Raw genomic sequence first — 18,542 nt, 5'->3', positions numbered from 1 at the left:
TGAAGGTTGAAGGTTGAAGGTTTACTCACGGCTTGATAGTTTGTTCTTTTTTTTAACAAATTTGCAAACCGAAAAGATTTTCAACCTTCAACCTTCAACCTTCAACCTTCAACCTTGTAACCTTGTATCGCTGTGCAATGTACAGGCCTGCGATCACCATCAGCACACCTCCTGCGGTGTAAAGGCTCAGCGGCTCTTTCAAAAAGATCCGTGCGAGCAAAAACCCGAATACCGGGCAGAGAAAAAGCCAGTAAGCTGCTTTCACCGCATCCTTTTTCAGCAGTATCATCCAGCATTGAACGGCGCCTATGGATACCGGGATGGCCAGCCAGAGGGTACCGGTCCAGAAATGCATATCGTACCGGTTCTTTGCCGGATCGTAGAAAAAAAACAGGAATGGTAACAGGAATAATCCGCCGATGATCGTTTGCCAGCCATTGATGGTAAGGATATCCATCCCCTTCCAATCTGTTTTGGAATAATAGATGGCCCCACCCGAATACGCCATCATGCTGATAAAAATAATGATGATACCATCGATGCTGGCATAACTGGTGCGCAACAATGGATACGCCGCGATGAATATCCCCAGCAGGCACAACAGCAAACTTAGTATACCCATACCCGTTATCTTTTGCCGGAAGAAGAAGGCCCCCATAAAACTGATCAGCACAGGATTCATACCTACTGCCAGCGTACCCAGCCCGGCAGATATCTTCTGCATGCCGATGACGTATAATCCGAGATAGATGCTCACGTTGAGCAGGCCATAGATCATGATCTTTGCCCATGTATCTTTTGGCGGCAAACTTTTGCGTAGAAAAAAATGGGCCGCTATCAGCATGATCATGCCGGCGATGAAGAACCGGCTCACCGCTATTACAAAAGGTTGTGCCGATTCCAATCCGATCTTGGTAGCCGTTGATGCGGATGCCCATAGAAAAGCGAATATGATACCGGTTAAAATAAAGTTCTTATTCATTACTAATACCTCCTTTGTCAGCATGATCCCGTTGAAGCTTACGTAAATGTAATGCCTCCGACAAGCTCAGGCTGACATACTTTTACAATTTCATCAGGCGATCAATGTTTCGTATTGTGAAAACTCATCGTTGAATACAACGAACCTTGCCTGGTAACCCGGCTTGATATAACCGATGTTATTTTCCATCCCGATCGCTTTTGCCGGATGAACGGTTGCCATTGCAATCGCTTTTACAAGACTGACTTCTAAATATTGCATCGCATTCTGCACGGCTTCTGCCATAGAGATAGCCGCTCCTGCAAGTTTTCCTTCTTTGTTGCGGTAAAAACCATCCATCAATGTAGCATCAAAATTTCCCCAGCTGAATGACTGTACTTTTCTTCCGAGAAATGCAGCATCACTGATAAGGAATAATTTATCTTCTTTTTGTTTTAAGGCAATTTTTGCGGCAGCATAATCACAATGTGCTCCATCGAGTATGATAGGCGCATACACATCCCCGTTAGTAAAGGTTGCCCCTACCAGTCCCGGTGCACGATGCTCCATCTGCGTCATGGCATTGTACAGGTGCGTCACCAGCCTGATACCTTTATCAAAATACCGCAACGCCTGTTCGCAGGTCATTTCGGAATGTCCGGCAGAAAGCACGATACCACTTTCTAGCAGCATATCCAGTTGTGCGTCGGTAAAACATTCGGGAGCTATGGTCATCACTTTGATCACATCACAACCGTATTTTATTATTTCTTCCAGCTCTGCATTGGTTGGTTTACGCACCAGTTCTTTTACATGCGCCCCTCGTTTTGCAGGATTGATGAAAGGCCCTTCGAGATGCATCCCCACCACTCCTTCGCCATGTGTATGCATAAAATGTTTTACAGTCTCAATGCCCTTCAGGATATTTTCCTGCGAAGAAGAAATGAGGCAGGGCAATACATGCGTAGTGCCATATTGCAGGCTCGCCTGGCAGATGTCGTGGATAGCGGCCTCGTTGAGATGCTCGCTGAAATACAGCTCGTGGCCCCCGTTTACCTGTATATCCAAAAAACCGGCAGCTATATTTTTCCCGCCGAGATCAATATGTTTTGAGTGTGGAGGTATTTCTTTTTGTATAGCAATGATGATATCCTGTTCGGTTACGATCACCGCATCCCTTATGATCTCTTCGCCGGTAAAGATGGTACAATTGCTGATTGCGGTTTGCATGCTGATAAAAATTTTTACAAAGAAACCGATTAATTAATAATGAATAATTAATAATGAATAATTCTACAGAATGGTAATTTTCATGTTGACAGAGAATCATTCCCCTTGAAACAATTATTAATTATTAATTATTAATTATTTTTAGTGTTCAAACTTTTACATGAAGAAAAAGACTTCCATCACCACCATCTTCACCGACCTCGGCGGCGTAATACTCACCAACGGCTGGGACCGGCATGCACGCCAGGAAGCGGTAACACTTTACGGGCTGGATGCTAAAGAAATGGAAGAGCGCCACCACCTTACGTTTGACACATATGAAGTGGGCAAGCTATCGCTCGATGAATACCTGGACAGGGTAGTGTTTTATAAGAGAAGGAAATTCAGCAGGGAGGAGTTCAGCAAATTCATGTACAGCAAATCGAGATCCTATCAGCCGATGATAGAACTGATGAAAAAGCTGAAAGCCAGATACGGACTTAAAATAGCCGTAGTAAACAATGAAGGCCGGGAACTGAACGATTACCGCATCAAAAAATTCAAGCTGGGCGAGTTCGTCGATTTTTTCATTTCGTCGAGTTTTGTGCATTTCCGTAAACCGGATGTAGATATTTTCAAGCTGGCGCTGGATGTGGCACAGGTGCCGGTGCGCAACATCGTATACCTCGACGACAGGGCGCTGTTTGTACAAGTGGCGGAAGGCCTGGGCATCCGCGGGATCGTTCATTCAGATTACGATAGCACGATTGAAAAATTAAAAGCACTCGGGCTGGAATTATAATTTACGGGTGCCGTCGTCCGTCTGTACCCTGTACGCTTCGGGCGCAATACCAAAAGCATCCTCGTACGCAATGGTGGAGTCATGAATGAATGTTTCCACCATTTCATTTTTTACAATATTGATGGTGCAGCCTCCAAAGCCTCCGCCCATCAGCCTTGCGCCAATCACTTCTTTTTTTGCCCGGGCAAGGCTCACCAGGAAATCAAGTTCCCTGCAACTCACTTCATATAATTCCGAAAGACCACGATGCGTTTCAAACATCAGTTCACCAAATGCCCTGATATCCTGCTGCTGCAATAATTGCGAAGCCCGTTCCGCCCTGTCTATTTCCTGCACCACATAAAGGCAACGCATAAACGCTTTTTCGCCCATCTGGTTTTTGTAATCGAAAACCTGCTGCCATGGTACAAGATCCCTGAAGCTATTGACATCGCCGGTTTGCGACATTACTGCCAAACCTTCGGCACACTGGCTTCGGCGCAAATTGTATTCCCCGGCCATCAGGCTATGATGTACTTTGCTGTTCAGCAATACAATGCTATATCCTTCTAACTGCAAAGGAAAATATACATGATGCATCCCCTGGCAATCGAGCAGGATCACCCGGTCTTTTTGGCCCATCATATTGGCAAACTGATCCATGATTCCGCATTGCACTCCGGGATAATGATGTTCGGCACGCTGACAAAGCAATGCGAGTTGCAACCTGTCCAAACCAACGCCCAGCAAGTCATTCAGCGCAAACGCCAATCCACCTTCTACCGCTGCAGAAGAACTCAATCCACTGCCACGAGGTATATCGCCGGCAAATACACAATCGAATCCTTTGAGCTCCACGCCAAGTAATTCAAATTCTTTCACCACCCCCAACACATAATCTTTCCAGGCACCCGCTTTGCCGACCGCCGAAATTTCTACAGAAAAAAACTCATCAAAATCGATCGAGTAAAAGCGGATAGTATCGCTGCCATTCAATGCTATCGCATAATAAATACCTTTATCAATGGCCGCAGGCATTACAAACCCATCGTTGTAATCTACGTGTTCGCCAATCAGGTTGATCCGCCCCGGCGAAAAATAAAGTGCCGGTTCCAGCCCCGATTGTTCCCTGAAAGTTTGTGCTACCTGTATCGCTAATGGGTTCATGGTTCAGATTAAAGAAGTGACCTTGTAAGCCGTTTTGAAAAAATAAGTTTCCCCGGGAATAAGTGTTACCAATCCTTCGTCGTTGTTGAATGCATCCGGAGCAGCACTAAGGTTTTCCACCGCTATCGACCGGCGATGATCAGGTGTAAAAAGCTGAAGGTAAGGATAACTCTGATGCGGATACACTTCTACCTGTATCCTTTTTACCGGCTCCCGCAAAACCAGCATTGGCTGGCATTCCGCAAAATTTACCGTAAAACAATCATCAAACTTCCGGCCGCCGATCTTTTCGAGTGAGCCAAATGTTTCGTAATGTTCTTTTTTGCCGGAAGGCAACATTTCTTCGTCAAATACAAGTTTGTCCTTACTTTGAAATTCGAGTTGAAGATCGTTGATGCTGCCGCCCAAAGTGAAATACGGGTGCCAGCCATCCATCACCGGAATGGAGCCCTGGTCTTTATTGATGATAGCAGTTGTGATGGTAAGGTAATTATCAAACCCTAATTCATAAGTCACCTGGCAATCGTAGCAAAACGGGTAACCGGGATCTTCACCACGGTAAGTGTATTCAATTTTCAACCCGGCTTTATCTTTTGCGGCGGTTTCTTTTATAACCATAAAACGTACATCGAACAACAATCCATGCATGGCATGTTTACCGAGATAAAATTTTTCTATCCTCAATTCCTGCCCTTCAAAATGGTAACCGCCGTCTTTCAACCTGCATGCAAATGGCGACAACTTAGCACTTTTGAATCCTTTGGAAGCCTGGTTGTTTTCATAATCCTCCAGGTCGTCATAATGATCGATCACATTGATCAACTCCCCTTCATGTTTTACCTCGAAGCCATGTAACATCCCGCCGCAAGCCGGAACGATGGTAACGGTAGTTCCCGAAGCATCTTCACGCAGGCATACCGCATCAAAGCCATTCAGTTGTTGGGTATAAATGGAAAACATAGTTGCTCATTTAAGGAAATAATGCGGATTAAATATACAAAAGATGTATGACGGATGATGTGTGATGTATGATTTGTTCGCATATTAAGCATTTCCAATTCTCCGGGATTTTTCCCACTCAAAGACATCATACGGCATGCATCATCCATCATACCTGCTGTTGTTACAAGAAATGATGTAGTGTTTCAGTCAATTGATGTAGTAATGATGTATCTGTTAACAAAAAAAAGGGACTGGTAAAATCTATATTTACGCTTTGATAACCATCGATTCTCTTGCTATGAAATTTTTGAATGCCTCTGTACTGGCTTTATGCCTGGCCGCAACCATTTTGTCATGCTCAAAATCGGGCGGCGACAATCCCACTCCTCCCTATGTACCACCGACAACCCCACCGGTGACCCCACCTGTAACCCCACCGGCAAATACACCTGTTGTTCCTCCGATCGTTTACTCAGGATATACCTTATTGTGGAATGATGAGTTCAATTCCACATCGATTGATGGTGCCAACTGGAATTTTGAAACAGGAACCGGTGTGAACGGGGATTTTGGAACGGGCCAGCTCGACAGGGCTACCAACCGGCCTGAAAATGCCACGATTGAAAACGGCGTGCTTAACTCCGGCGGCGGCTGCCTGGCTATTACGACAAGAAAAGAAACGTATCTCGATAGAAATTATACCAGCGCCAGGCTGACCACGCAAGACAAAGGATCATGGGGGCCGGGTACCAGGATAGAGGCCCGTGTATGGGCAAGGGATGTGCGTTACAAAGGCCAGGGGTTCGCTTTTTGGATGATGCCCGCAGAAAAACCAACCAACCAGCCCTATATCATGTGGCCGCAAGGTGGCGAGGTAGATATCATGGAATATGTGGGCGCTATACCCAAATACAATCTTGGTACGGTTCACTATGCATGGTCATGGGAAAATAATACTTATCAAAGCTGGAATCACGGGCATAAAGGCGGTTATTACTCCTATCAGGAAACACAGGTTCCGGCAGTGAACCCCGCGTATGGCGGATGGCCGGTAGCTGCTACGGAAACGAATGCCGGCAGCGGCGGTTTTCATATTTACCGGGTAGACTGGTATGCCAACAGGATGGAATTTGCTGTGGACGACCAGGTATACCACATCAATTATTTCAATGATGGAGAAGCCTTCAATAATGCGCCGGACGGACAGGATGCAGATGGGAATGTAACGATCGGCGGCAAGCGGGTGATGAAGTCTGAATACTCGCATCATTTTGCAGAATGGTCGCCATTCAGCCATAAGTTTTTTCTATTGCTAACTGCTGGTGTGGGTGGCAACGACAATATGACGTATGGTGGGGCTATTGTAAATGATGCACAATTTCCCTGCACCACTTATATAGATTGGGTAAGAGTGTACCAGAGGAATTGATAATTAAGAATTGACAATTACGAATTACGAATGATACAGTTCCTGGTACCGTAATTTATAATTGTCAATTGTAATTATTTAATAATGTTCCATGGTGTTTCAATCCCGGGATCATTGGGATCCCCAGGTTCAAGATTTTCTGCGGCTTTGCCGGTGTTGTCTGGTAATGGTGTAGATGATGCTGGCGGAGTTGCAGATTTTGTTCCTATATCTGTGCGCACATTGCGGATATCCTCTTCGGTCACTTCGTCATTGGGGTCGGTCAGCAACTGATGTATCCTTTCATCCGTTTGCTCATCTGAAAAAGGAGTATCGCTGTCTGTCTGAATTTTTTTAATGATTCCCATAACATTTGTTTTTATAGCATAACTATAAAGAAAACCGTACCAAAGGCTGTTTTTAACCAAAACATAACGGGTATAGGCAAAAAAATACGAATTACAAATGGATTCCCTCAAAATGGATCCACCTGTAATTCGTAATTTCTGATTTTCTTAGACTTGCCACAGGCAGAGTCCTTACTTTTTCCCGAACCTGATATTGTACGTAGCGGCAACGCCTACATTCTGTACGTCGTTAAAGGCTTTCTTAAGAAATACCTGGTTGTAAAAAGCATAGAAGTTCCAGCTGTAGTTATGGTAACCAACCTGTGGTTTCACATAAAATCCGCCATCTGTTCCGCTGTTTGTCAGGAAGCTATACCCTACATCAGTTCCGGCAAAAAAGCCTTCAGACTGTGGATAATAGCGTAGCAGCAAACCCGCAGGAATAATACCTCCATCTTCACCATTGTTTTTGGCAAAGAAGTGTGTATAACCCGAGGTAAGACCAATACCAAAGTTTTTTGTAGCCATCCATTGGCCACTCAATACTACGCCTGCTGCAAATGAACTTGCATCAGAGGTTTTGCCTACCGGTACAGAGGCTTCGAGGCCTGCTTTCAACCATGAGTTCTTGCTGGTCACTTCTTCTGTCGTTGTGCTTTGAGCAAAAGTCTGCGCTGAGGCAAACAATACTAAAGCAGCTGTCATTAACTTCTTCATATACGTTTGTTTTTCAGTACGTTTTCAAAAGGTATGCCAGTAACGTTAACAATGACTTAATTTCCTCCAATCTGTCATATAAAAAATAATCTAATGGATTGATTGTCAGGTTAAATAAAATAATTGGCCGGGCTGTTGAAAAAAAGGGCAATGTTTGAGTCAGGGAGGAGATTGTGGTATTTTATTGATATCGTGTTAATTAACCGCAGGAAATGAAGGTATGTCCTTATGGGTTGACTACCACGGGTTGACTACCACGGGTTGACTACCGCGGGTTGACTACCGCAGGTTGACTACCGCGGGTTGACTACCGGGAGTTGACTACCGCGGGTTGTGACGGGATCTGTACTAATTGGGCTGCACGTTTAAACCTGGTTAAACTGCACAAAAAAATTGTGCAGTAGTATCACTGCACAATTCTACTGCACAAATAAGTTTGTGCAGTTTTGTAATTTTTTAAAAAAAAATTTAAAACTGCACACTTTGTTTACATTTTACAGATGGTCAGTACGTAGCTGAAATAGACACTTTCACCATTTCTTCCAATACTTTCTCATCTGCATCAGCGAGTTTTTTCAGGTAGATGCAGCCCTTTCCGGTTTTATGTTTCCCTAGTTTTTCCAGCAAAACATCCCTTTTTTCCCCAAGATTCAGGTACAATACGATTGCCGTAGATCTTGATGCCAGCCCCGCAAGCGGTGCATCTCCTTCATGGCCGCTGTCATATTTATAATGGTAGCTTCCAAAACCAACAATTCCCGGCCCCCACATTTTCGGCGGGAAACCGGACGCTTTTTGCATCAATTTGATCAGTGCCGCAATATCGGTACGCCTTGCTTCATCGGCGATAGCCGCTACATAAGCAGGAACAGAAGCATTGGTTTCAGTCGTTTTGTTGCTAGCCATAATAGTGAATTTATATCAGTAATTTACAAATAAATCCATCATAGCTTTCCAAACCTGGTCAATGAAAATAGTTTTGTTCTTCCTGCTGTTATTAACTCCCTCCATTTCCTTTTGCCAGGAAAGTGTTTATTTAAAAATGGAGGCTCCTAAAGGGCATTGGAAAATCCCTTCAGGAGCCTCCCTGCAAAAAAAAAGCCAACACCTTGCCGCCCGACCTTCATTGCGGTGGCACTCCTTTATCCAGCTTAAAAGCAATGAAGCCTTTATGGTACATTCATTTTATGGCGGAGAAGTAATTGCATCATATCCGAAAGATGAGCAACCGTTTATTATCATTCAATCAGGAGAGTATTTTATCACTTATGTTGGCATTGAAAACCTGCTGCTTAAAAAAGGCGATGTGGTCATCAGGAACCAGTTGGTAAGAGTACAAAGTATTATGATGATTCTTATTTACTGGAAGTTTATTTGTGTTACAAAAGTAAATGCATCAATCCCGACGATTGGTTTGAACCCATTTGCAGTTCCGCCCCGGTTCAATAAAAATGCTTCCGGATCAAAGCATTTCCATCGCTGAAAACACTTCCTCCGAAAGCATTCTTAATTCTTAATTTTTAATTCTTAATTATTAATTGCCTACAGCATCATCCCCCCCGATACCTCGATCCTTTGCCCTGTGATCCATCTGGCATCATCGGTACAAAGAAAGGCGACCACACTGCCGATATCTGTTGGTAAACCAACACGGCCAAGTGCTGTTACGGAAGCTATCTGTTTGTTTAAGGCTTCGTTATCTCTCACCGCTCCCCCGTTGAAATCGGTTTCTATGGCGCCCGGCGCTACGATATTTGCACGGATACCACGTGCGGCGAGTTCTTTGGCCAGGTAACGGGTAAGCGTTTCTATGGCGCCCTTCATGGATGCATAAGCGGAGGAGCCAGGGAAAGAGAAACGGGCGAGGCCGCTCGAAATGTTGATGATGCCGCCCCCATCGGCAAGGATAGGCAATACTTTTTGTGTAAGAAAGAATGGCCCTTTGAAATGTATATCCACCAGGTCGTTAAATTGTTTTTCGGTGGTGTCTGCAAAAAGCGCATGCAAACCGGTACCTGCATTATTTACCAGGTAATTGATCCGGTCAGTCCCGAAATGATCTTTCAACGCGGCATTCAACGATGTGATGAACGCATCAAAATTTGAAGAATCGGACACGTTCAGCTGCAGTGCAGCAGCTTTGCGACCCAGCGCCGTAATTGACTGAACGACTGCATCTGCTTCGTCTTTCTTACTGTTGTAAGTGAGTATGACATCAAGGCCATTTTTTGCAAGGTTGATCGCCATATCTTTTCCAAGCCCGCGGCTGCCACCGGTTACCAGGGCGATGTTATTGGTTGTTGACATTTTTCGTATTTTATTTTTAAAACCTAAATTTTGATACTGCAAAGCTAGACCGGAGTCAGGCTTCAAAAAAGGTGAAGACTTCAGAATTTTTTGCCGGTAAGACGGGAAGACAAAAATTTATAAGAGGTTTATTTAAAACTTTCTTTCTTCCCGTCTTCCCGGCAAACCCTAAACGGCTGAAGGTTTTTGTCTAATTTTATGTCATGCCTAAAACGATATCGCGAAATGAAGAGATCAGAGATGAATTCCTGAAGCTCATGCAGCAACACCTGGATGAGTTATTTGCCGGCAGGACAGAAAAACGTTTTCATGCCGCTGATTTTGCTTCGCGGATGTACATATCACCCATACATCTCAGCAATACCATCCTGCTCACCACCGGCAGATCACCCTGCGATTTCATGGAAGAATCCATCCTTGCAGAAGCACAACGCCTGCTTCGCGACACGGATCTTTCCATCGCTGATGTTGGCTACAGGTTAGCCTACAACGACCCCAGTAATTTCACCAAATTTTTTAAAGGAATGTGCGGCCTGACGCCGATGCGATACAGGAAACAGGTAAAATAATTTATTCCGTATCCACCACCGGAAGGGTAAAACAAAAAGAAGAGCCCTGGTTCAGTTCACTTTCTACACGCATGGTTCCATCATGCTTGGCAACGATGGCCATCGAAATATAAAGCCCCAGCCCCATGCCCGGAAAAGTATTGTCGTGGGTATTTTCCGCCGCCCTGAAAAACCGGGTATATAACTTAGGCTGCTCCAGTTTTGAAATGCCGATACCAAAATCTTTTACGCAAAAGTCCACGCGGCCATTTTCTGCTTTCGTGTGCACCAATACCCTGTCTGCCGAAGGCGAATATTTTATCGCGTTGGAAATAAGGTTGATCATCACCTGCCCGATACGGTTTCGGTCGCCCCGGATGAACACATCTTTATCCAATTGTAATTGTATGAGATGCTTGTTGGTGGTGAGCTGCATTTCACTGCATATCTCTGTCGCCAGTTTATTGAAAGCAAATGTTTCTACATCAAACTGGAGCTGTCCCCCATTGAAACGCGTTGCATCCAGCAGATCGCTGATCAACCGTGTAAGCTTGTTGATCTGGTTGTTCATCGTGCCCAGGTATTCACTCACTACAGGTTCCGAATTACCTTTGAGGATAGCCATCAATAATTGTGTAAATCCTTTCAGGCTTGTAACAGGCGTCTTCAGCTCATGGCTGACCATGCTGATGAATTCATCCTTTTTTTCCATTTCTTTTTTCTGATAATCGATGTCGGTGGAAATGCCGAACCAGCTTACAATCTGCCCTTCTTCATTCCTGTATGGCACAGCGTTTCCGAAATGCCAGCGGTATGTATCGTCTTCCGCCCGTTTGAAACGATATTCCACCTGGTAAGTTTCGCCGGTGGTCAGTGCTTTGTTCCAGGCTTCCAGCGTATGCTGCACATCATCTTCATGCAATGCGTCAATCCAGTTTTTCTCACTTCCCGGGTGTTGCTCCATACCGGTATATTCGTACCAGCGTTTGTTGAAGTAACTCACCTGTCCATCAGGCTGCGCTGTCCAGGCAATTACGGGGATGTGGTCGGCGAGAAAACGGAAATGCTCTCTGCTGACAAGCAGTTCTTTGGTACGTTCTTTCACTTTCTCTTCCAGTTCATCATTCAACTGATCGGTGAAAGCCTTGGCTGCTTCCAGCTCTTCATTTTTCTGAAGCAGTTGTCGCTCATTTTCTTTTTGCAGCGAAAGATCTGTGAGTATGATGCTCAATGCTATGCCCTCATCCAGTTCAAGCGTAGTAAGCGAAAAAAGGAACGGAACCTGTGTGCCATCATTCCTGACAAGGATTATTTCTCCTTTATCATCGGCATCCCAGGCATCTGATAATATTTCTTCAAATAAAGACTTTTGTTCTGTCTTGATAAAATCTGTGAAGTGGGCACCTATAAGTTTAGACAAAGGCATCTGCATCACTTCTGAAAAACCAGTGTTGCAGTACACTATAAGCCCTTCGGAATTGAGCGTGATTGCGCTTTCATTCATCGTTTCTATAAAAACACGGTAGGTCTGATCTGCACTTTTCAACGTATACAACTGGGGCCCATTACCATCGTTCACTACAAATGCATCGATGGCACCGGTGCGGATAGCATCGATGGTATCTGTAGCTTCCTGCAGTTGCTGCCGCAACCCGGCTACCAGTGCTTCTAATTCGGTATTTGAATATTTATCAGTCATTTTCTTGCAGCCCCGGCAAAATACCGAGCCCTTTGAGTACTTTTTCTTTATCAGACATATCGCCCACAAGCCGCATCACCGGATGGGGGTGCATCTTGAGCAGCATGGGCAGTGCTACCAGTTGTTTATCATGCGCCAGTAAAGGTTGCCGGTATACATCTGTTATTTCAAGGTCATAATTATCTGGCAGGTGCGTTTCGCAGATTCGTTTTATATTGGCTATCGCCCTTACAGAGTTGGGTGAGGCTCCCGTTACGAATAACTGTAGCTTATACCTGCCCTGCGGATCGCTCTCCTGATCTTTCATGTGGTTAGTTTATAGGGACAATGTTTAATCCTACCAATACTTTTTCCTTGTCGGAAAGATCGCCGATGATCTTGCGGATGGGCTCAGGTACTTTTTTTACCAGTGTAGGCACAGCAAATATCTGGTCCCCTTCTGCAAGCTGCGGTTTAAGCAAAAGATCCACTACTTCTATTTTATATTGCCCTTTGAGGTATTCCTCGCAATATTTTTCCAGGTTACGCAATGCCGTAACCGATTTCGGGGTTTTACCCGCTATGTATAATTTAAGTTGCCATATCTCTTTCATGGATATCATTTTTTAGGGTTTCCAGAACCTCCTTTATTGCGGCGGGTCAGTGTCATTTGTTCACGGTTCTTTTTCATCACTTCTTTACGCAATTCGTCTTCAAGATATATCTTATTCAATTCATCTTTAACAGATTCAAATTCCGAGCGCAGGCTTTCTATCTGCGATTCCAGCTGCAGGCTTTTCCTGTCTATCTCCCTGTCTTTGCGCCCCTGCGAGAAACTCTTCAATGCCGTTTCCGCTTTTTCCATCAGCATACGCTCTTCCCTTGCAGAGCCCGTGAGTACCCCATCGGGGCCGAGGAAAACCTCTACCAGTTCAAGCCCTTTGCTACTGATCACAAATTCGCGTACCTGGTTGGAATGATTCATACCTCTCGATTTCATGATATACATTCCGCGGTTACGTTCGCCATTTAATTCGATATCTTTTACCATCAGCCAGGCATCTACCAGGGATGATACCCCTTCATCTGTCTGCTCGTTCACCGTATAATTAAGTGTTAACGCGGTAAACAGCACGTTAACCTGTTCTTTTTGTAAAAAATCGATCAGGCGCACCAGCATCGACTTGAGCTCACTCACGGTACCTACCGTTACCAGGTTGGTGATAGGATCGAGTATGACAGTGGAGGGCTTAAATTGACGAATCATTTTAAATATCACCAGCAGGTGCATTTCAAGGCCATGTGATGTTGGCCTCGACGCCTGAAAATTCAGCAACCCGCTTTTAATGTGTTTACTGAGATTCATTCCCAGCGATTTCATATTACGCATGATCTGGTCGGGCGATTCTTCAAACGCAAAGTAAATACAACGTTCGCCGCGGTTGCAGGCTTCATTGGCAAAACTTGTGGCAATGCTTGTTTTACCTGTACCTGCCGTACCCGAAACGAGCACGCTGCTTCCTTTGAAAAAACCTTTCCCTCCGAGCATTTCATCCAGCGACGGAATACCCGAAGACACCCGCTGGCTCGAGACTCTGCTTTCCAGCGTAAGCGAAGTGACTGGCAGTACCGAAATGCCATCCGCATCTATCAGGAATGGATATTCGTTGGTACCATGAACCGACCCACGATATTTTACCACCCGTAAACGCCGGGTTGAGATCTGGTTGGTTACACGATGATCGAGCACGATCACACAATCCGATACATACTCTTCCATACCCTGACGCGTGAGAAGGCCGTTCACGCCTTTTTCACCGGTGATAATGGCGGTAACGCCTTTTTCCTTGAGCCATTGGAAAAGCCTGCGCAATTCGGAACGTATGATACTTTCATTGGAGAGTCCGGAAAATAAATTTTCGATCGTATCCAGCACTACCCTTTTGGCTTTGATGCTGTCGATAGCATACCCCAGGCGAATGAAAAGCCCATCAAGATCGTATTCGCCGGTTTCCTGTATTTCGCTCCGGTCGATATGAACATGGTCGATGCGTAGTTTTTTGGTCGCTACCAGCCTTTTCAGGTCAAAACCAAGCGAAGTAACATTTGCTGCAAGCTCATCTGCTTTTTCTTCAAATGCCACAAACACACCGGGTTCATTGAATTGAGTAGCGCCCCGCACAATGAATTCGAGGGAGAATAAGGTCTTTCCGCAACCGGCATCCCCGCAAATCAATGTGGGCCTCCCTTTGGGGATGCCGCCATTGGTGATCTCATCTAGACCATCGATGCCTGTGGGCGTTTTTTGTAATAAGGGTAATTCTTTTTTTGATGATGGACTTATTGCCATAAACTAACTTTTACTGTTAAGGATCATATTTGCGGTAAGGGCTAAGCCTGTTATAAGCATAAATAAGCACCTGGACATTAATGCAACGCCTACCCTGCTTTACCTTTGTTGAATGAAACACTTTCTACCCAGGCCTTTATTTGAACAGGCGTCCTTCCCATTTTCTTTGCAAGCCTTTGAAGCAATGCTTCCGGATCAGCGGGATCATATTCCAGGTCCTCGTCGCTGAGTTCCACATTCACTTCCTTCAGCATTTCTTTTACTTCGGGCCATGGGGCTTCCAGTTTTAATACTTCACTCATATTTTTTGTTATTAGTAATAATTATCAATACATCATTGATAAAAAAATCATGCCATACAATACATTCAATCGTTAAATGCAAAAAGGTACGATACACTGTTTCCAATGCACGTACCTTCCATCATCAAAAAAACAACATCGCTGCTTACTCTATGATCTTTGCCCTTCAATGAGGGGGATCTTCTTTAGCCCCAGTGCGATCATCTTTAACTAATCCGTTTGTTGTAAGGCTTCTGTGGCGTTTAGCCCCCCATTGATGGGCATTTTTAACCTGATTATCTGCTACTATTTTATATTGTCCTTCGTTGGTAGAATACTGAAAGGGATTTTCCTTGTGACATTTTACAGGAACACCTGTATGATGGGATTTAGGCATAATTACCAGTTTTCAGATTGAACATTCATTGCCCTGCTGGCAAAAGATCCGGTGTTGCGTAAATTCTACAGAGAGTGTATTGATAGGCAACAAGCCACTAATAGCAAATTCTACCAATTATATGCGACGAATGCTGTGCCATTCACCCATTGCCCACTATTTCAACCTGCTTTTAATCGCTTTCGCTTTTGCAAGATGTGATTCGAGCGTAGGCAATGTTTTTGCCGCAAACGCTTTTACTTTTTCGTCGCTGTTATTCTTTGCCGCGTCTTTAAATGCAGCAATATCTTTTACATGATCGTCTACCATCATGGCCATGTATGCTTTGTCGAAATCATTGCCTGTCTTGGCTTTCAGCCCATTCACATGCCCTACATATTCTTCCGGCATAGTAGCCGGTATGTTGATGTTATCGGCCGCTGCAATAGAACTCAATTCCGCATTCGCTTTGGAATGATCTGTTTCCAGCATTTTGCCATAATCTTTCACTTCCTGGCTGGCAGCATTGGTTTGCGCAATCTTTCCCAGTTCCACTTCCATCATTCCGCCGCCGGCGGCTTTTGTCACAAATTCGTTTTCGGTTTTTGCTACACCGCCGTTGTTGGTATTGGCAGATTGCATGGAAGCCGTATCGGTGGTCATTTTTACATCGGTTGAAACGGCTGCATCTTTAGTTGTATCGGAACTACCATTTACACCTGTACTGTTAGGATTATTGTTGTTACAGCTTTGCATCAGCGTGATGGATATCAGCGATATTGCAAGCGTGAGAAGAAACTTTTTCATGATTGGTTGTTTGTCTGAATAATTTTGTGATCCGAACTGGTAGACCAAATGCTGCGCCAGTGTGCCAATATCTGCATAACTCTTATTATATTTTTTATTCACTGTAAATTAGCTGCTGTAGCGGTTTATATTGAAAAAACCTGTTGAAAATTTTCCTCAGGAAATGCGGTCAATTGTCAGCAATAGAGAAGCTTTTTGCGGGTAACGCGTAAAGAAGTAATTTGGTGAAAGCGAAATCTAAACAGAAACTCTAAACATATTTATCATGGCTATCAAAACAGAATCTTTTTCCATAGACGGCGAGCAGCTGTTGAAAAAAGTAAAGGAACTCATCGCCGAAGGCAATATCCGCAAGATCACCATCACCGATAGATCAGGAAAAGAACTGATGTCGTTTCCGCTGACTGTGGGTGTGGTAGGAGCCTTATTATTGCCGGTACTTGCCGCTGTGGGTGCCGTAGCGGCATTGCTGGCAGAATGTACCATAACGGTAGAGCGGGAAGTAGCGGAGTAAATTAATAGTAGACAATGGATAATTGATAATAAGACATTCGACCCGAAAGCAAAATATCTATTATCAATTGTCCACTGCCTGTTACTGTGAGAAAAATTCAAAACCGTTTAACTGAATTGCTGTACAAAGATGGGGTGGAAACTTGCCCCAGGCAATACTCAATTTATAGTAGATCAACCGCTGATTTAAAATGATTACGCGGATTTCGCAGATTATTTGTTAGATGTGAACTCTTAAAGCAAGCCGCCGGTTTACTTTAAGAGTTCTTCAACAATGTACTAATCTGCGAAATCCTTTTAATCTGTGATTAGAAGAGCCCGCGAAATATCCGCAGGCTCTCCCGATTTATAAACTCGTACATTACCTATTCGGTGGGGTTACAGGGTTGGTTGCCTGTGGCTTTACAGCCGGTGTTGGATTCGGCGGTGTATTGTCTACCGGTGGCTTTGCTCCGGGAATTGGCGCCGTAGTACCATTTGCATCAATGGATTCGCCATTGTTCAGCCGGTATGTTTTTCCTTCTTTTGTTTTTACGGTACCATCCATGGTTACCACTGTACCATTTCCAAAGATCACATCTTCCTTCATGTCACTTTCTTTGCCGTTTTTAAAAACGACGAGCCTTCCGTCTTTCATCACGATCTGATCTGGTTGTTGCGCCTGCATTTTCGGACTTGTAGTTACGGGCGGCTGATTATTCATTTTCTTTACGGGTGTATCCTGTGCGTAACCTATTGCGCATAGCATCATAGCCATCGCACTGGTCAGAATTATTCTTTTCATGTTTTCAGATTTAATATATGAACGATATATTTCCAAAAACAAAGGCCAAGCCAAAGGGGGAAAGCGTGAAAAACTTTTGGGCAGTACCTGCTGCTGTTTACGCGAAATTTTAACAGGGCGAAAAGTGAAACATAAGGCGCAACCAACTCTCTCCGTGATGGTTAAAATACCTTGTAAAAAAAGTCACCTTGTTGAAAAGTTAAAGACTGTTTTGCTGTAAAATTTTTCTCCTGCTTTTAGTACTGTACTGGGAAAATGATCGTGGCGGGGAGCGTTGGGGAAATGTTGGGTCTCGAGGCAAAATCCCGCCCGTGGCTGATATACCACCTTATTTTTACCCTGTACATCTTTCAGGAAATTACCCGTATAAAGATGCACGGAAGGCTCTGTGGTAAACACTTCCATAACGCGGCCTGTGGTTGGTTCGTATACTGCAGCGGCTTTTTTAAGTTGGTCGCTGTGTGTTGTTTCCAACACAAAACTGTGGTCATAGCCGTTGCTCAATTTCAGTTGTGCATCATCCGCATGAATATCTTTTCCGATTGGTTTGCTACTGGTAAAATCGAAGGGAGTACCTTTCACATCAGCAAGAATACCGGTTGGTACTTGTGTATCATTTACGGGTAAAAATTGTTCGGCGTTGATCTGTAGTTCATGTGCATCAATGGCATTCGCAGGATCGCCGGCAAGATTGAAATACGCATGCTGCGTGAGATTGATGATAGTGGTTTTGTCTGAAATGGCTTTGTATTCTACCGTCCAGCTATTATCATCACCCAATGTATAGATCACTTCCAGTTTTAATTCTCCGGGAAACCCTTCTTCCAGGTGCGGGCTCGTATAAGTAAATACGATCCCGCTTTTGCCCACCTGGTGAAATTCGCAGGCCCCGAATTGTTTTTTATTAAACCCTACTTTACCACCATGATGATGATAAGTGCCGTCTTTTGTAAAAAGTTTATAAGGATTGTTTTCTATCACAACTGTATCGCCGGAAATCCTGTTGGCATAACGGCCCACTACCGTGCCCATGTAAAATTCATCCTGCAGGTACTCTTCAGGCGTTTGATATCCCAGCAACACATCCTCCTTTTTACCAGTACGATCTGCTACGAACAGGGAAATGGCAGCTGCTCCAAAGTCCGACACTACCAGTTTTGTTCCCTGAATATTTTCTATTGTATACACCCGCATGCCACCCGCCCCGGGAATTTCCCTGGAGCCCGCAGGCTGATTGATTGAGTTTACGTCCACTTGATTTTTTTTGAGTATAAGCCGTCCTGTCCCTTACAAGTTCAAGATGACGGATATGAATCATTACATTTCAGCCATATTATCATCATCCTGAGCTAGTTGAAGGATTGCC

Annotated in this window: 22 protein-coding genes; 5 read left to right on the top strand and 17 right to left on the bottom strand. The window is 44.4% G+C overall.

Annotation, left to right across the window (positions count from 1 at the left end):
* Positions 1-94: 94 nt before the first annotated feature.
* Together EGI32_RS02780 and nagA are read right to left on the bottom strand one after the other, a co-directional pair.
* Positions 95-982: a DMT family transporter gene (locus tag EGI32_RS02780; protein WP_255153840.1), complete on the bottom strand. Its 888-nt coding sequence runs from the start codon at positions 980-982 to the stop codon at positions 95-97.
* A gap of 93 nt (positions 983-1,075) precedes the next feature.
* Complete coding sequence (gene nagA / locus EGI32_RS02775) at positions 1,076-2,191, bottom strand: N-acetylglucosamine-6-phosphate deacetylase (RefSeq protein WP_255153839.1); 1,116 nt, start codon at positions 2,189-2,191, stop codon at positions 1,076-1,078.
* 160 nt (positions 2,192-2,351) lie between these two features.
* Between nagA and EGI32_RS02770 the strand changes: the two genes are divergently transcribed.
* Positions 2,352-2,972 carry an HAD family hydrolase gene (locus EGI32_RS02770; protein ID WP_255153838.1) on the top strand — a complete coding sequence of 207 codons (621 nt, stop codon included), beginning with the start codon at positions 2,352-2,354 and terminating at the stop codon, positions 2,970-2,972.
* Here EGI32_RS02770 and galK read toward each other — a convergent pair.
* Both galK and EGI32_RS02760 read right to left on the bottom strand, forming a co-directional pair.
* Positions 2,967-4,118, bottom strand: a complete 1,152-nt coding sequence (galK, locus tag EGI32_RS02765) for a galactokinase (RefSeq protein ID WP_255153837.1) — start codon at positions 4,116-4,118, stop codon at positions 2,967-2,969. The genes EGI32_RS02770 and galK overlap by 6 nt on opposite strands.
* Before the next feature lie 3 nt (positions 4,119-4,121).
* Positions 4,122-5,078 carry an aldose 1-epimerase gene (locus EGI32_RS02760; RefSeq protein WP_255153836.1) on the bottom strand — a complete coding sequence of 319 codons (957 nt, stop codon included), beginning with the start codon at positions 5,076-5,078 and terminating at the stop codon, positions 4,122-4,124.
* Positions 5,079-5,358: 280 nt separating this feature from the next.
* Here EGI32_RS02760 and EGI32_RS02755 point away from each other — a divergent pair, with 280 nt between their 5' ends.
* Positions 5,359-6,489: a glycoside hydrolase family 16 protein gene (locus EGI32_RS02755; protein ID WP_255153835.1), complete on the top strand. Its 1,131-nt coding sequence runs from the start codon at positions 5,359-5,361 to the stop codon at positions 6,487-6,489.
* Positions 6,490-6,563: 74 nt separating this feature from the next.
* On the opposite strand, the gene EGI32_RS02750 is transcribed toward EGI32_RS02755, so the two are convergent.
* The 3 genes from EGI32_RS02750 to EGI32_RS02740 all read right to left on the bottom strand — a co-directional run bounded on the left by EGI32_RS02750 (position 6,564) and on the right by EGI32_RS02740 (position 8,438).
* Positions 6,564-6,836, bottom strand: a complete 273-nt coding sequence (locus EGI32_RS02750) for a hypothetical protein (protein WP_255153834.1) — start codon at positions 6,834-6,836, stop codon at positions 6,564-6,566.
* 171 nt (positions 6,837-7,007) lie between these two features.
* Positions 7,008-7,532: a hypothetical protein gene (locus EGI32_RS02745; protein WP_255153833.1), complete on the bottom strand. Its 525-nt coding sequence runs from the start codon at positions 7,530-7,532 to the stop codon at positions 7,008-7,010.
* A gap of 504 nt (positions 7,533-8,036) precedes the next feature.
* Complete coding sequence (locus tag EGI32_RS02740; protein WP_255153832.1) at positions 8,037-8,438, bottom strand: DUF1801 domain-containing protein; 402 nt, start codon at positions 8,436-8,438, stop codon at positions 8,037-8,039.
* A 61-nt stretch (positions 8,439-8,499) separates the two neighbouring features.
* Between EGI32_RS02740 and EGI32_RS02735 the strand changes: the two genes are divergently transcribed.
* Positions 8,500-9,015, top strand: a complete 516-nt coding sequence (locus tag EGI32_RS02735; protein WP_255153831.1) for a hypothetical protein — start codon at positions 8,500-8,502, stop codon at positions 9,013-9,015.
* Positions 9,016-9,074: 59 nt separating this feature from the next.
* On the opposite strand, the gene EGI32_RS02730 is transcribed toward EGI32_RS02735, so the two are convergent.
* Positions 9,075-9,839, bottom strand: coding sequence for an SDR family NAD(P)-dependent oxidoreductase (locus tag EGI32_RS02730; protein ID WP_255153830.1), 765 nt, complete (start codon positions 9,837-9,839; stop codon positions 9,075-9,077).
* 203 nt (positions 9,840-10,042) lie between these two features.
* On the opposite strand from EGI32_RS02730, the gene EGI32_RS02725 reads away from it, so the two are divergent.
* The gene (locus EGI32_RS02725) at positions 10,043-10,408 is read left to right on the top strand and encodes an AraC family transcriptional regulator (protein ID WP_255153829.1); all 366 of its coding nucleotides are present in this window, start codon (positions 10,043-10,045) and stop codon (positions 10,406-10,408) included.
* Position 10,409: 1 nt separating this feature from the next.
* Here the strand turns inward: EGI32_RS02725 and EGI32_RS02720 are convergent, their stop codons facing one another.
* From EGI32_RS02720 to EGI32_RS02690, 7 genes are all read right to left on the bottom strand, one after another.
* The gene (locus EGI32_RS02720) at positions 10,410-12,086 is read right to left on the bottom strand and encodes an ATP-binding protein (protein ID WP_255153828.1); all 1,677 of its coding nucleotides are present in this window, start codon (positions 12,084-12,086) and stop codon (positions 10,410-10,412) included.
* On the bottom strand, positions 12,079-12,393 hold the full coding sequence (locus tag EGI32_RS02715) for a circadian clock KaiB family protein (RefSeq protein WP_255153827.1): 315 nt from the start codon (positions 12,391-12,393) through the stop codon (positions 12,079-12,081). The genes EGI32_RS02720 and EGI32_RS02715 overlap by 8 nt, the downstream gene beginning before the upstream one ends.
* Positions 12,394-12,397: 4 nt before the next feature.
* Positions 12,398-12,679, bottom strand: a complete 282-nt coding sequence (locus EGI32_RS02710; RefSeq protein ID WP_255153826.1) for a circadian clock KaiB family protein — start codon at positions 12,677-12,679, stop codon at positions 12,398-12,400.
* A 5-nt stretch (positions 12,680-12,684) separates the two neighbouring features.
* Entirely contained in the window at positions 12,685-14,415 is a 1,731-nt protein-coding gene (gene kaiC, locus EGI32_RS02705; RefSeq protein WP_255153825.1) for a circadian clock protein KaiC, read from the bottom strand.
* Positions 14,416-14,504: 89 nt separating this feature from the next.
* Positions 14,505-14,717, bottom strand: a complete 213-nt coding sequence (locus EGI32_RS02700; protein ID WP_255153824.1) for a hypothetical protein — start codon at positions 14,715-14,717, stop codon at positions 14,505-14,507.
* A 166-nt stretch (positions 14,718-14,883) separates the two neighbouring features.
* Positions 14,884-15,093 (bottom strand): hypothetical protein, encoded by a 210-nt coding sequence (locus EGI32_RS02695; RefSeq protein WP_255153823.1) that lies wholly within the window; start codon positions 15,091-15,093, stop codon positions 14,884-14,886.
* A 156-nt stretch (positions 15,094-15,249) separates the two neighbouring features.
* On the bottom strand, positions 15,250-15,879 hold the full coding sequence (locus tag EGI32_RS02690) for a DUF4142 domain-containing protein (protein ID WP_255153822.1): 630 nt from the start codon (positions 15,877-15,879) through the stop codon (positions 15,250-15,252).
* A 265-nt stretch (positions 15,880-16,144) separates the two neighbouring features.
* Between EGI32_RS02690 and EGI32_RS02685 the strand changes: the two genes are divergently transcribed.
* Positions 16,145-16,393 (top strand): DUF4342 domain-containing protein, encoded by a 249-nt coding sequence (locus tag EGI32_RS02685; protein WP_255153821.1) that lies wholly within the window; start codon positions 16,145-16,147, stop codon positions 16,391-16,393.
* Positions 16,394-16,753: 360 nt separating this feature from the next.
* Here EGI32_RS02685 and EGI32_RS02680 read toward each other — a convergent pair whose 3' ends face one another.
* Both EGI32_RS02680 and EGI32_RS02675 read right to left on the bottom strand, forming a co-directional pair.
* Positions 16,754-17,176: a DUF6799 domain-containing protein gene (locus EGI32_RS02680; protein WP_255153820.1), complete on the bottom strand. Its 423-nt coding sequence runs from the start codon at positions 17,174-17,176 to the stop codon at positions 16,754-16,756.
* A gap of 183 nt (positions 17,177-17,359) precedes the next feature.
* The gene (locus EGI32_RS02675; RefSeq protein WP_255153819.1) at positions 17,360-18,430 is read right to left on the bottom strand and encodes an aldose epimerase family protein; all 1,071 of its coding nucleotides are present in this window, start codon (positions 18,428-18,430) and stop codon (positions 17,360-17,362) included.
* Positions 18,431-18,542: the final 112 nt, after the last annotated feature.

It is taken from the genome of Ferruginibacter sp. HRS2-29 (assembly GCF_024343615.1).
In the GTDB taxonomy this organism is placed as follows: domain Bacteria; phylum Bacteroidota; class Bacteroidia; order Chitinophagales; family Chitinophagaceae; genus Ferruginibacter.
Note: the sequence above shows the minus strand (reverse complement) of the source record. Positions and strands in the feature narration are given on the sequence as shown.

Coding starts and splice junctions, on each gene's coding strand:
- EGI32_RS02730 (WP_255153830.1), bottom strand. CDS start 9,839: ATGTCAACAACCAATAACATCGCCCTGGTAACCGGTGGCAGCCGCGGG.
- EGI32_RS02685 (WP_255153821.1), top strand. CDS start 16,145: ATGGCTATCAAAACAGAATCTTTTTCCATAGACGGCGAGCAGCTGTTG.
- EGI32_RS02680 (WP_255153820.1), bottom strand. CDS start 17,176: ATGAAAAGAATAATTCTGACCAGTGCGATGGCTATGATGCTATGCGCA.
- EGI32_RS02700 (WP_255153824.1), bottom strand. CDS start 14,717: ATGAGTGAAGTATTAAAACTGGAAGCCCCATGGCCCGAAGTAAAAGAA.
- EGI32_RS02760 (WP_255153836.1), bottom strand. CDS start 5,078: ATGTTTTCCATTTATACCCAACAACTGAATGGCTTTGATGCGGTATGC.
- EGI32_RS02740 (WP_255153832.1), bottom strand. CDS start 8,438: ATGGCTAGCAACAAAACGACTGAAACCAATGCTTCTGTTCCTGCTTAT.
- kaiC (WP_255153825.1), bottom strand. CDS start 14,415: ATGGCAATAAGTCCATCATCAAAAAAAGAATTACCCTTATTACAAAAA.
- EGI32_RS02745 (WP_255153833.1), bottom strand. CDS start 7,532: ATGAAGAAGTTAATGACAGCTGCTTTAGTATTGTTTGCCTCAGCGCAG.
- EGI32_RS02720 (WP_255153828.1), bottom strand. CDS start 12,086: ATGACTGATAAATATTCAAATACCGAATTAGAAGCACTGGTAGCCGGG.
- EGI32_RS02725 (WP_255153829.1), top strand. CDS start 10,043: ATGCCTAAAACGATATCGCGAAATGAAGAGATCAGAGATGAATTCCTG.
- EGI32_RS02690 (WP_255153822.1), bottom strand. CDS start 15,879: ATGAAAAAGTTTCTTCTCACGCTTGCAATATCGCTGATATCCATCACG.
- EGI32_RS02770 (WP_255153838.1), top strand. CDS start 2,352: ATGAAGAAAAAGACTTCCATCACCACCATCTTCACCGACCTCGGCGGC.
- EGI32_RS02695 (WP_255153823.1), bottom strand. CDS start 15,093: ATGCCTAAATCCCATCATACAGGTGTTCCTGTAAAATGTCACAAGGAA.
- galK (WP_255153837.1), bottom strand. CDS start 4,118: ATGAACCCATTAGCGATACAGGTAGCACAAACTTTCAGGGAACAATCG.
- EGI32_RS02780 (WP_255153840.1), bottom strand. CDS start 982: ATGAATAAGAACTTTATTTTAACCGGTATCATATTCGCTTTTCTATGG.
- EGI32_RS02715 (WP_255153827.1), bottom strand. CDS start 12,393: ATGAAAGATCAGGAGAGCGATCCGCAGGGCAGGTATAAGCTACAGTTA.
- EGI32_RS02735 (WP_255153831.1), top strand. CDS start 8,500: ATGAAAATAGTTTTGTTCTTCCTGCTGTTATTAACTCCCTCCATTTCC.
- EGI32_RS02750 (WP_255153834.1), bottom strand. CDS start 6,836: ATGGGAATCATTAAAAAAATTCAGACAGACAGCGATACTCCTTTTTCA.
- EGI32_RS02710 (WP_255153826.1), bottom strand. CDS start 12,679: ATGAAAGAGATATGGCAACTTAAATTATACATAGCGGGTAAAACCCCG.
- nagA (WP_255153839.1), bottom strand. CDS start 2,191: ATGCAAACCGCAATCAGCAATTGTACCATCTTTACCGGCGAAGAGATC.
- EGI32_RS02755 (WP_255153835.1), top strand. CDS start 5,359: ATGAAATTTTTGAATGCCTCTGTACTGGCTTTATGCCTGGCCGCAACC.